This window comes from Lactococcus formosensis (assembly GCF_037892375.1).
Lineage (GTDB): Bacteria > Bacillota > Bacilli > Lactobacillales > Streptococcaceae > Lactococcus > Lactococcus formosensis.
In genome coordinates this window covers 258,024-270,548 of record NZ_CP141721.1, presented here as the reverse complement: position 1 = coordinate 270,548, position 12,525 = coordinate 258,024, and the positions used below count along the sequence as shown (strand labels likewise).

Genomic DNA, 12,525 nt, shown 5'->3' with positions numbered 1-12,525 from the left:
TTTTTACGCATTCAATACTTTAGACAAGAAGTCTTGCAGACGTGGATGTTGAGGGTTTTCAAAGATGTCTTCTGGTTTGCCATCCTCAAGGATAACACCTGCATCTGTAAACATGACACGGTTGGCAACTTTACGTGCAAAGCCCATCTCGTGTGTGACAATAAGCATGGTCATACCATCATCCGCGATACGGCGCATAAGGTCAAGGACATCCCCAACCATCTCAGGGTCAAGTGCTGAAGTTGGCTCATCGAAGAGCATAACATCAGGATCCATAGCTAAGGCACGGGCAATAGCTACACGTTGTTTTTGTCCACCTGAAAGCATCTCAGGCATTGTATCTTTTTTCTCTTCTAGCCCCACAGCTTCAAGCAGACGCAATGCTTTTTCTTTTGCTTCTGTTTTTGTAAGCTTTTTAAGCTCAACAGGAGCATACATGATGTTTTCTAAAACAGTCATATTAGGGAAAAGGTTGAAGTGCTGGAAAACCATGCCGACATGTTGGCGAACTAAATTGATATCAGTGTTTTTATCTGTAAGGTTGTACCCGTTGATAATGACATCACCACTTGTTGCGTCTTCTAAACCGTTTAATGTACGAAGGAATGTTGATTTACCAGAACCTGAGGGGCCGATAATACAAACAACATCTCCTTTGTTGAATTTTGCAGAGATACCTTTGAGGACCTCATTTTTACCATATGTTTTGTGAAGATCAGTAACTTCGATTTGTACAGACATATCTTTAATCTCCTTATTTCATTTTTTGTTCGATGCGACGTCCTGCCCACATCAAGAGAAGCAAAACAACCATGTAAATCAGACCAATCAAACCGTAGACACGGAAGGCTTGGAAGTTACGTGCAACGATGATTTGACCTGCTTGTAAGAGTTCAACCAATCCGATAACAGATACCAAGGTTGTATCTTTAAGAGTAATGATAAATTGGTTAATCAAGCTAGGAATGGTGATCTTAACAGCTTGTGGCAAGATTACTTTCCGCATTGTTTTCACATAAGGGATACCAAGAGAGCGGCTGGCCTCCATTTGGCCAGTTGGAACAGCAGCAATACCACCGCGAACGATTTCAGCGATATAGGCTGATTCGTTAAGAGTTAAGGCAATAACACCGGCTGTAAACTCATTCAAAGGACTTTGATGACCTGTGAGGAGTTGCAACATATTTGGGATACCATAAAAAATGAAAATTGTTAATACCAAAAGTGGAATTGAACGGTTAAGGTCGACGTAAATACGTGAAATTGTACGTAGAGCTGGCGATGGGCTAGCTGAGAAGAGACCGAAGATGACACCAACAATCATTGCTAAAACAAAGGAAACTAAAGCGAGTTGGATAGTGATCCAAAGTCCTTTACCTAATTGTTTCCAGTTGTTTTTCAAGATACCAAGCATTGTGCTTTCTGTCTCTGATTCCGTTGAGGATTCAGTTTTTGAAGCTAAATATTTATCAATAATTTCTTGATATTGACCGCTGGCACGTAGTGAAGAAAGGCCGTTGTTGAACATTTCGATAAGCTCAGGATTAGTTCCTTTTTTCACTGCGAACCCGTATTGACCAGTTGGGATACCTTCAAAAGGTGTCTTAAATTCTTGCCCTTGTTTAATGGCATATTTTACTACAGGCTCATCGTCCATAAAGGCTTGAATTGAACCATTGTTCAATGAAGAATACATTGAAGTAGCGTCGGTAAAGGTTTTTAAAGTGTAACCGTATTTGCTTTCGTTTTTTGTTAAGTAATCATAAGAAGCTGTCCCATTTTTGGCACCTACTTGCTTACCTTTTAAATCTTCCCATTTCTTGATGTCGTCATTTGACTTAGAAACAGCAAGTGTTAGATTGGAATCGTAATAAGCATCACCAAAGTCAAAGACTTTTTTACGTGCGTCAGTGATTGACATACCCGCCATCATAGCGTCAGCATGTCCTGCTTGAACTGCATCTACCGCAGGTTGGAAACCAACGTGGTTCCATTTGATTTTGAAGCCTTGTTGCTTAGCGATAGCATTAAGCAAGTCTACATCAATACCTGTGAATTTTTTATCTGTGTTTTGGAATTCAAATGGGGCGAAGCTATTATCTGAGGCAATAGTGTAAACATCTTTTTTAGGAGTTGCTTTCTTACCACCAGTGTATTTTTGTACGATTTTGTCGTATTCGCCATTGGCTTTCATTTGAGTCAAAGCTTTGTTGAAGCCATCGATGAGTTTAGAGTTCTCACCTTTCATTACAGCAAAACCATAACCTCCAGGAAGTGAGAATGAAGGAAGGTTGATTGCCAAGTCTTGCCCCTGATTGATGGCATAAGAAATGACAGGAGCTTCATCCATTGCACCTACAATGTTTCCAGCTGCCAATGATGCAAACATATGTACACCGTCAGAGTAAGTTTTGATTGTGTAGCCGTATTTATCTTGGTTTTTTTGCAACCAGTCATAAGAAGCTGTCCCTTTTTTAGCACCAACAGCTTTACCTTTAAGTTCATCATAGCTCTTAAGTGTAGAAGACTTGGTTGTAGCTAAAGTGATAGCTGAAGTATAATAAGGATCTGAAACATCAAAAACTTGTTTACGTTCGTCTGTGATTGTCATCCCCGCGATGACTGCATCAGCTTTTCCAGCTTTTAAGTTTTGAAGAGCAGCATCAAATCCAGGGAAAGTCATTTCAAGTTTCCAGTCATTGATTTTAGCGACTTCCTTCATGATATCGACATCGATACCTACCCAATTTTTATCTGAATCTTGGAATTCAAAAGGGGCATAAGCATTATCACTCGCGATACGTACGGTTTCCTGAGCGCTAACATTATGAGCAGTCGCAAAGGACATTCCAGTAATCGTGGCGAATATTAAAGATAATGTAAGGAATAATTTCTTCATTTCATTATTTCTCCTAAGTTTCATTAATTATATAAACAATTATATACTTGTCAGTATACCATAAAACGGGGATGAAAAAAATAAATTGTGTTATAAAATGTGACATGGAAAACGACTCCAATAAATAAAAATAATAGTTTTGTCTAAAAAAATAGGCTAATGAGAATTTGATAAAGACAAGTTTTTAGTGTAAAATGAAAAATGCAGTATTAGCATAGCAAAAGGAAAATATAAAAATATGTTTACAACACTTTCGATGTTTGGCTTCTTCAATGACTGGATTTCTGGTTTCTTGAATGCGCCAGGCGCACATGTTTGGGTCTATGTCCTCTTAGGAGCCATCATCTTCATTGAAACAGGGCTGGTTATTTTTCCGTTCTTACCAGGGGATTCAATTCTCTTTTTTGTAGGATCAATGGCCGCCATGTATCCAGATAAATTATCAATGCCTCTTCTTATTTTGATTATGGGAAGTTTAGCTTTTCTGGCCAATCTTCTCAATTATGAAATTGGTCGTAAATTTGGAGATGTTATTCCAAAACATAAAACGCTGTCTAAATTTTTAAAGCCAGAGTACATTGAAGAAGCAGAGCAATTCTTTGCTAAATGGGGCTCTTGGGCAATCTTCCTTGGACGTTTTATGCCAATCATTCGTACGGTTGTTCCTTTTACAGCAGGGACAAGTCGTATGCCACATAAAAAATTTGTTCTTTATAATTTCTTAGGTGGTTTTGCTTGGGTCATCGTAGCTTTAGGTGCAGGTTTCCTTTTTGGACAAGTGCCTTTCATCAAGAAAAACTTTGAGCTAGTTATGCTTGCAATCGTTGCCGTATCTCTACTTCCAGCAGTAATCGGCGTTGCTAAGCGGTATTTCGCAGGGCGCAAAGCAGCTTAAAATAAGTTATAATAGTATTAGAAAACTAATACTATTTTTTTATATAAAAAAACGAAGACAGGTAAACGATGGAAATAAATGGATACACTCGGATGGCTGCTGTGTTAGCAACTCCCATTAAGCATAGTCTTTCTCCTTTTATTCATAATAGGGCTTTTGAGCTGACCAATGAAAATGCTGTTTATCTAGCTTGGGATTTGGGGGATGAAAACAAACTCGGACAAACGATTAACAATGTCAGAACCTTGAACATGTTTGGGCTCAACATCTCAATGCCCTATAAGCAAAAAGCGGTGGCATTTATTGATGAATTATCCGAGGAGGCACAGTTAATTGGAGCAATCAATACGATTGTCAATAAAAACGGAAAGTTATTAGGTTACAATACGGATGGTCAAGGCTTCTTCAACGCCTTAAATTTTAAACCACACCATAAAAAAATAACGCTCATCGGTGGCGGAGGCGCTGCGATTTCGATAATTGTTCAGGCTGCTTTGCTTGAAATGAGCGAAATCACGATTTTTGCTAGACAATCACCCTCTTATGCACGTTTAGAGCAACGTTTGGAGAAGTTATCACATCAAACAAAAGCTAGAATAAAACTTTACGATTTAGCTGATATTTCACGATTGCAAAAAGAAATCACGGCCTCAGACTTACTGGTTAATGCGACACCTGTAGGAATGTCTGGCGAAGCAATGCCCCTCCCTTCTTCGATTCTTTTACCTTCAGGAATTCTGGTGGTAGACACGATTTACAAAGTGCGAGAGACACCGCTGATGAAATGGGCAAAAAAACAGGGGATAACAACGATGAATGGTGTTGGTATGCTTATACATCAAGCCGCAGCTTCTTTTGAGTTGTGGACAGGAAAGAAGATGCCTATTGAACAGATAAGTCAGGAATTGGAGGGAAAAGATGAGGTTAAATGTTAATCTTCCAGAGCACCCTTATGATATCATTATCAAGAAGGGGAGCTTGTCGCAAGTGGGACAATGGATTTCACAACTCTGGCACCAACAAAAAGTTGTGCTCGTTACCGATGACAACGTTGACTCTCTTTATGGGCGAGAGGTAGCTTCCCAGTTAAGAAATGTAGGATTTGAAGTTTCTACTTTTACTTTTCCAGCAGGAGAGGCAAGTAAAAACTTATCTACCGTAGAGAGACTATGGGATTTTTGTGCTCAAGAGGGTTTGACGCGCTCCGATGGGATTATTGCTCTAGGTGGAGGCGTTGTTGGCGACTTAGCAGCTTTTGCTGCCAGCACATACATGAGAGGTATTCACTTCCTTCAAATACCAACAAGTTTAACGGCGCAAGTCGACAGTTCTATCGGTGGAAAAACTGGAGTGAACAGTCATTATGCTAAAAATATGATTGGGACTTTTGCCCAGCCAGATGGCGTTCTAATCGATCCGGAGGTACTGAAAACCCTAGAGAAACGAGATTTCCGTGAGGGCATTGGTGAAATCGTCAAGTGTGCCTTGATTGCCGATAAACAGCTCTGGATCCGTTTGAATGAAATCAAGGACGCCGATGAACTTCTACAAGAAGCGGAGTATTTTATTCGGGCGGCTTGTGATGTCAAACGTAAACTTGTTGTGGAAGATCAGTTTGATCAGGGGACTCGCCTTTATTTGAATTTTGGTCATACAATTGGACATGCTGTCGAAGCTTATGCTGGCTATGGGCAGGTCATGCATGGAGAGGCTGTAGCAATTGGAATGGTCCAAATAAGTAAAGTGGCTGAAAGTAAAGGCTTGATGCCTAAAGGACTAGTCACTCAAATCAAAGCAGTACTCCAAAAGTTTCAACTTCCACAAACTTATGAGCCATGGGACGAGACAGCCTTGTTTGAAATTCTAACCCATGATAAAAAAGCGCGTGGCAAGAGGATTAAGACCGTGCTTGTTCCCGAAATTGGACAGGCCAAAATTCATGAGATAAGCCTTCAAGAAATGAAGGAGTATTTGAAATGAGATACTGTGCCTTTCTTCGCGGAATAAATGTGAGTGGAATTAAAATCAAAATGGCAGACTTAAAAAAAGAGTTTGAAACAGCTGGTTTTACAGACGTTGTCACTGTTTTAGCAACAGGAAATGTCATTTTTAGTAGCGAAACCTTGCCTGATTTATCTTTTTTGCCTGTGCAAAGTTTTATAAAAACTGAGCAACAAGTAAGAGAAATTATTAAAAATAATCCTTTTCAACCAGATGAAAATTATCATCTTTATGTCTTTGTTGCAGAAAAAGCTTTTGCGCAAATTGCTCAAAGCGAGTTTAATTCAGTGAAAACAGGTGGAGAAGAGGGGCTCGTTAGAGCGGATAGCTTTTATTGGAAGGTACCAAAGGAAGCGACTCTAACAACAGCTTTTGGTAGAATTTTAGGAAAAAAAGCCTATAAGGATCTTTTTACAAGTCGTAATATTAATACAATGGAGAGAATAATTAAAAAATTATAATGTTTGTCTATCTTGGAATAGCACTTTTTGCGGGTTTTTTACTAGCAAACCAAAACCCGATTAATGCCGATCTTCGCAAAAATGTTAATTCCCCTTTTTGGGCGTCAACAATTTCTCAAATTATTGGGGTTGTTTTCTTAGGTACGATCTCTTTACTTTTAAGCGGGGATTTATTCCCATCTGCTGAATTTGTCCAGTCTCATCCGGCCTGGATATGGATTGGTGGTTTACTGGGCCCTGTCTATGTCACATCTAATGTCTTTCTATTTCCAAGGTTGGGTGCTGTGCAGACTGTTATCTTACCCATTCTGGGACAAATTTTGACCGGAGTTGTAATTGACAGTTGTGGTTGGTTTTATGCGGTCCAAATACCGATGAGTCCTATTCGTGTATTGGGAATTATTGTCACTATACTTGGACTCTTTGTTGCTGTTGTCTTACCCAGCCTACGTGAAAAAACGAGACAAGTTGACGCCGAGCCAAATTTGATACTGTGGCGTCTTTGGGCGATAATATCTGGCGCATTTACTGCGGTTCAACAAGCTATTAATGGACATTTGGGGACATTACTTCATCGACCATTTCAGGCCTCGTTTATGTCTTTCTTCATTGGTCTGATTGCTATTGTCTGCGTGACTTTAGTGATTGAACGTCGCTTAATTACGACAGTTGAATTAGGAAAGATAAAAAAATGGAACATATTGGGTGGCATATGGGGGGCCTTTTTTGTACTTGGCGCAGTTTTAGCAGTGCCAAAAATAGGTGCTGGTCTCAATATAATGATGGCACTTCTTGGACAAATCATTGGTTCAATGTTGGTGCAACAATTTGGATGGTGGCGCTCAGATCGGTATCCGATACGTCTTATCCAAGTTGTTGGCGTTGCTATAATGTTGTTAGGGATTATTTGTATAAAATTTTTGTGAGGAAATATGTTTAGAAAAGAATCGTTTGAAATCTTCGATATAGAAGGATTAGAAATGCGTATGCAGGGCGTGCGTGCTGAAATTCAACCTATTTTTATGGATATAGGAGAACAGCTAAAAGAAAGAGTGAACCAATCTTTCCCAGAACAGGAGTTTTACTTGCACATTGCACAGCATCGTCGTCGGACAAGCAATGCTCCTGAGAATACATGGTCAGCTATTGGAACACAAAAACGTGGTTATAAAATGGAGCCCCATTTCCAATTAGGTATCTGGAAAGATTATGTCTTTATCTACCTTTCGATCATCGATCAACCCAAAGGACAAGCAATCTATGCTCAAAAAATGAGTTCGAAGATTGCTTTACCCAAGGATTTTGTTCTATCTAAAGATCACACCAAGCCTGAATTTTATGAAAATAATCATTTTGGAGAATTCGTTACCCGTTTGAAAAATGTAAAAAAATCAGAGTTAGAGATTGGTAGAGTTTGGCAAGCTGAACGTTTTGATGGGCAGCAAGACGATGTAATATTACAAGAAATGCTTGAAACCATCGATGACTTACTACCAATCTATGAAAAAATAATGGAGGCTTAAGATGCGCTTTTTTACAGCAGGTGAATCACACGGTCCACGTTTGACTGCCATTATTGAAGGCTTGCCAGCGGGGCTTCCGCTTCAAGCTTCTGATATTAATATTGAGTTGAAGCGTCGTCAAGGGGGATATGGACGCGGTGGTCGCATGAAAATAGAGTCTGATCAAGTAGAAATCACCAGTGGGCTACGTCATGGAAAAACTTTGGGCAGTCCGCTTACACTCAATGTAACCAATCGTGACTTTTCACATTGGACAGAAATTATGGCTTCAGAAGAAGTCGATGATTCAGTGAAGAGACAAAGAAAATTGACAAAACCTCGACCGGGTCATGCCGACTTAGTAGGAGGTATGAAGTACGAATTTGAGGATTTACGGAATACGCTAGAACGCTCGTCTGCACGTGAAACTACGATGCGGGTAGCTGTAGGCGCTGTTGCTAAAATATTATTGAAACAGCTTGATATCGATTTGGCTTATCATGTGGTTAACTTTGGAGGCAAAGATGTCGTCGCACAACTTCCAGAGCTCTCTGTGAGCGAAATCAAAGCAAAAGCTGGTGCAAATGATTTATCCATTGTCGATACTTCGAGAGCTGAGGAAATCCGTTCTTATATTGATGAAATAAAGAGAGCTGGTGATACGATAGGCGGAATTGTAGAGGTGCGTGCCACAAATGTACCAGCAGGTCTAGGTTCTTATGTACATTTTGATCGTAAATTAGATGCGAAAATTGCAGCTGCTGTTGTTTCTATTAATGCCTTTAAGGGTGTAGAATTTGGTCTTGGTTTTGAAGCAGGTCGACGTCAAGGGAGTAAGGTCATGGACGAAATCCTTTGGTCAGAGCAAACAGGCTATAGCCGAAAAAGTAATAATCTTGGTGGCTTTGAAGGGGGCATGACGAATGGTGAGGATCTTATTATTCGTGGTGTCATGAAACCGATACCGACCCTATATAAGCCTCTCATGTCTGTCAACACTCAAACGCATGAACCTTATAAAGCGAGTGTCGAACGTTCTGATCCGACCGCTCTGCCAGCGGCAGGAGTAGTAATGGAAAATGTTGTTGCTACAATATTAGCACAAGAAATCTGTGATAAATTTTCAAGCGATAGTTTTCGAGAGTTACATGAGGCTTTTCAAAATTATAAGGAACGCATAAAAAACTACTGATGAAATAAAAACTAGTCCTAAAAATAAGGACTAGTTTTTTTTATTACAAAAGTGTAAGTTTGCAGAAAATATAATTTGTTAGAATAAAAGTGTAGGGTTAAGAAAAAACCTAGTAGGAAAGAGGTAAAAATATGAAAAAAGTATTATTTGGCTTACTTGCTCTTGCAGTAGTTATTGGTGGTCTGGGGTATGGATGGTACAAATCAAGCTACGGAGGAACAGAACGTTACGTGAAAATCACACAAGACGGCTCGAAAAAAGTTGGGAAAAGTGATTCAGGTGATCGTACAGTGTCCTATGAATACAAACTCCCTTCTTATGACAAAAATGGTGAAGCTAAAGATGTTTCATTCACAGCAACCCATAACTTACGTAAAGAGGCTTATCTTAAAGTGACAGACAATAAAACAAAAGGCATAACAAATTGGGAAGAAGTTCAAAAAAATGACTTGCCAAGTAAAGCAAAAGATAAATTAAATTAAATTAATCATTCAAATGTTATAAGGGAGAAAAAATGCTATTAGAAGTTAAACATATCAAAAAAGTTTTCAAAACACGCTTTTCAAAGGAAGAAACAACTGCTCTTGCTGATATTGATTTTTCTGTTGAAGAAGGTGAATACATTGCTATTATGGGTGAATCAGGTTCAGGTAAAACAACGCTCTTGAATATCTTATCAACCTTGGAAAAACCAACAGCAGGTCAAGTTTTACTTTCAGGCCGTGACATTACAGCCATTAAAGACAAAGATATCTCAGCTTTCCGTCGTGAGCATCTTGGCTTTGTCTTCCAAGATTTCAACCTCTTGGATACATTATCTGTAAGGGATAATATTTATCTTCCGATGGTACTTTCTAAGGCACCGGTAAAAAAAATGAAAGCACGTCTGGAAAACTTAGCGCCTAAGTTAAATATCGAGACCCTTTTAGAAAAACAACCTTTTGAATTATCTGGGGGACAAAAACAACGTGTGGCTGTGGCGCGTGCTTTGATTTCTCAGCCAGATCTCGTTTTGGCAGATGAGCCAACAGCTGCTTTGGACTATAAAAACTCAGAGAGTCTGCTCGAACTTTTCGAAAATATCAATGATGCTGGTCAAACAATTATCATGGTTACTCACTCAAGCTTAGCTGCAAGTCACGCAAAACGTGTTCTTTTCATTAAAGACGGAATGCTCTATCATCAGCTTTACCGTGGTGATAAATCATCAACAGAGTTTGCAAAAGAAATTACTTTGTCCATGACTTCATTCTTGGGTGCTTCATCAGATCCAAGTGAAACGGAGGTAGCGAATAATGCTTAGTTTTAAACTGGCAGTCCAAAATCTGAAAAAAGGGTTGAAATCATTTGCGCCTTTCCTTGTGGCGAGTGTGACGATGTTTGTTTTACTCTTTGTTACTGCATCAATTGCGCAATCTCCTTCCTTGGAAAAAATGAAGGGTGGTGCAGCAGTAGGGCAGATGATGTCTTTTGCGATGTGGATTTTGGCTATCTTTGGCGGGATAATTCTCATTTATAGTTATCGTTTCCTACAGTTGCAACGGTCACGTGAATTCGGCCTTTACGATATTTTAGGGCTGGGTAAGAAGAAAATTGCTCTTGTTTCTTTCTTTGAACTTGTGATGAGCTATATTGCGACCGTTATTATTGGTACAATCGTTGGAATTGCTTTCTCTAAGTTTCTTTTCCTCATTTTTATCAATATGATTGGTGAAAGTAATTTTAACTTGGCAATTACCCCAGCTTCTATTTTAACGGTGGCAGCAATTTTCTTACTCTTCTTTGCCGTTCTTCTTGTTATTGGTACATTTATCATTTGGAAGTCATCAAGTCTTGACTTATTAAGAGAAGCATCTAAAGGTGAGAAAGAACCTAAGTCAAATATTTTCATGGCCTTGATTGGTATTGTTTTACTTGTTGTTGGTTATGGTCTAGCTCTAAATGTTGACAATCCAGTTAAAGCTTTGTCAACTTTCTTCCTTGCAGTCCTTTCTGTAATTTTGGGAACATACTTTTTCTATATTAGCTTTACTGTTTGGTATTTAAAATGGCGTAAAAAACGTAATTCTTATTATAAGCCTCAAAACTTTATCACGATTAGTTCAATGCTTTACCGTATGAAAGCAAATGCCGTTGGTTTAGCGAATATCACCATTCTTTTGTCAATGACTTTAGTGACATTGGTGGTTACAATTGGTATTTTCTTTGGAACAACGCAAACTGTAGAACGTTCGTTTCCAAAAGAGGGCCAATATACAGTTTATTCGCAAGCACAAACAGGCAATCAGCTGGCTCAAAACTTACAAGAAAAAGCGGACCAAGCTGGCGTAGATGTATCAAACATTTCAACAGCTTTAAGTGTTGAATTTTTAATGGGTGATGGTCAAAAAGCAGGAGAAAATACTTTAAATATTTCTCCAACAGGTGACCAAAAAACAGCCGTTCAGTTTTCAATGACAACGCTACAAACATTGAAAAACTTGAATGAAAACGTTGCGGAGCTTTCTGATAATCAAATTAATATAGTTGATTACTTAGGCGCTTATCCAAAACTAAAAGAATTTAACTGGTTTGGAACTAAGTATGAAGTGAATGACATCATGGCTAGTCAGGATTTGAAAAATTATCCTATTATGATGAATATAGCAACACCGCTCCTTCTTATCTTCCCAAATGATGAAGCCCTACATCAAGCTCTTAATGCTTATAATAAAGCTAACAATGATGGAGACCAATCTTATCAAGCGACACCATCTGTGACAGTTAACTTTGATATTGCCGAAAAAGATCAAGAAAAATTAACAAAGATCTTCCAAAATAATGATGGCGATCATACGATTAGTTTCCGCTCGGATGAGCTAAAAGAAGTTAAAACTGGTATTGGTGCCTTTGTCTTTATTGGCTTAGTTCTTGGTATTAGCTTTATCTTAGGTGCTGCTCTAATTATCTATTACAAACAGTTATCAGAAGGTGTACAAGATAAACGTTCGTTCAAGATCCTACAAGAAGTAGGTTTGTCAAAAGAACAAGTCTCTAAGACAATCAAGTCACAAGTAAGCATGATTTTCTTATTGCCAATTGCTATGACAATCGTACATTTCAGCTTTGCTTACATCATGATCAGTAAGCTTATTGAAATATTCGGAATCATGGATAGCCAATTAATTCTATGGGTCAGCTTAGGAACCATTGCTGCTTTAGCCTTTGTTTATTGGTTAATCTACAAAGGAACAAGCCGCGTGTACTACAATATCGTGGAGAAAAAATAAATGGAAAAAATACCCTATTACTTACTAGTCCTTGGTGGCTCACTTACTGTTCTTACTTTCTGTGCCTGGTATGTCTGGGGAATCATTCAATTTGTTCAAAGAAAGATTAAGTCGTGCAAGAACATCAGACTTTTACAGTCCTTAGCCATAGGTTTACATATCCTCTCGCTTCTTATCATTGTTGGTTTAGGCTATTATGGCTTTACAACATTTTACTAAAAATCAGATGGAATCATCTGGTTTTTTTATATGTTATAATAGGAGAAAGAAAATTTGATAGTAAAAAACGAACAAAAAATAGCTGAT

At 38.6% G+C, this 12,525-nt stretch carries 13 protein-coding genes; 11 read left to right on the top strand and 2 right to left on the bottom strand.

Annotation, left to right across the window (positions count from 1 at the left end; genetic code table 11):
* Window positions 1-3: 3 nt before the first annotated feature.
* A complete protein-coding gene (locus tag VNN39_RS01345; RefSeq protein ID WP_004259074.1) occupies window positions 4-741 on the bottom strand; it encodes an amino acid ABC transporter ATP-binding protein in 738 nt (245 codons plus the stop codon).
* A gap of 13 nt (window positions 742-754) precedes the next feature.
* Window positions 755-2,899, bottom strand: coding sequence for an amino acid ABC transporter substrate-binding protein/permease (locus VNN39_RS01340; protein ID WP_017368877.1), 2,145 nt, complete (start codon window positions 2,897-2,899; stop codon window positions 755-757).
* A 238-nt stretch (window positions 2,900-3,137) separates the two neighbouring features.
* Between VNN39_RS01340 and VNN39_RS01335 the strand changes: the two genes are divergently transcribed.
* The 11 genes from VNN39_RS01335 (at window position 3,138) to VNN39_RS01285 (ending at window position 12,438) form a co-directional block, all read left to right on the top strand.
* Window positions 3,138-3,794 (top strand): VTT domain-containing protein, encoded by a 657-nt coding sequence (locus VNN39_RS01335; RefSeq protein ID WP_014024359.1) that lies wholly within the window; start codon window positions 3,138-3,140, stop codon window positions 3,792-3,794.
* A gap of 68 nt (window positions 3,795-3,862) precedes the next feature.
* The gene (locus VNN39_RS01330; protein ID WP_165713177.1) at window positions 3,863-4,729 is read left to right on the top strand and encodes a shikimate dehydrogenase; all 867 of its coding nucleotides are present in this window, start codon (window positions 3,863-3,865) and stop codon (window positions 4,727-4,729) included.
* Window positions 4,713-5,774: a 3-dehydroquinate synthase gene (gene aroB, locus VNN39_RS01325; protein WP_252175617.1), complete on the top strand. Its 1,062-nt coding sequence runs from the start codon at window positions 4,713-4,715 to the stop codon at window positions 5,772-5,774. The genes VNN39_RS01330 and aroB overlap by 17 nt, the downstream gene beginning before the upstream one ends.
* A gap of 29 nt (window positions 5,775-5,803) precedes the next feature.
* Window positions 5,804-6,256, top strand: a complete 453-nt coding sequence (locus VNN39_RS01320; protein WP_270231222.1) for a DUF1697 domain-containing protein — start codon at window positions 5,804-5,806, stop codon at window positions 6,254-6,256.
* Window positions 6,256-7,182: a DMT family transporter gene (locus tag VNN39_RS01315; protein ID WP_338997724.1), complete on the top strand. Its 927-nt coding sequence runs from the start codon at window positions 6,256-6,258 to the stop codon at window positions 7,180-7,182. The genes VNN39_RS01320 and VNN39_RS01315 overlap by 1 nt, the downstream gene beginning before the upstream one ends.
* A gap of 6 nt (window positions 7,183-7,188) precedes the next feature.
* The gene (locus VNN39_RS01310) at window positions 7,189-7,779 is read left to right on the top strand and encodes a DUF1054 domain-containing protein (RefSeq protein ID WP_165713180.1); all 591 of its coding nucleotides are present in this window, start codon (window positions 7,189-7,191) and stop codon (window positions 7,777-7,779) included.
* Between the two features lies 1 nt (window position 7,780).
* Window positions 7,781-8,950 carry a chorismate synthase gene (gene aroC, locus VNN39_RS01305; protein ID WP_096368601.1) on the top strand — a complete coding sequence of 390 codons (1,170 nt, stop codon included), beginning with the start codon at window positions 7,781-7,783 and terminating at the stop codon, window positions 8,948-8,950.
* Window positions 8,951-9,081: 131 nt separating this feature from the next.
* Window positions 9,082-9,432: a YxeA family protein gene (locus VNN39_RS01300; protein ID WP_096368600.1), complete on the top strand. Its 351-nt coding sequence runs from the start codon at window positions 9,082-9,084 to the stop codon at window positions 9,430-9,432.
* A gap of 32 nt (window positions 9,433-9,464) precedes the next feature.
* A complete protein-coding gene (locus VNN39_RS01295) occupies window positions 9,465-10,253 on the top strand; it encodes an ABC transporter ATP-binding protein (protein ID WP_096368599.1) in 789 nt (262 codons plus the stop codon).
* Complete coding sequence (locus VNN39_RS01290) at window positions 10,246-12,219, top strand: FtsX-like permease family protein (protein ID WP_213495464.1); 1,974 nt, start codon at window positions 10,246-10,248, stop codon at window positions 12,217-12,219. The genes VNN39_RS01295 and VNN39_RS01290 overlap by 8 nt, the downstream gene beginning before the upstream one ends.
* A complete protein-coding gene (locus VNN39_RS01285) occupies window positions 12,220-12,438 on the top strand; it encodes a hypothetical protein (protein ID WP_096368597.1) in 219 nt (72 codons plus the stop codon).
* Window positions 12,439-12,525: the final 87 nt, after the last annotated feature.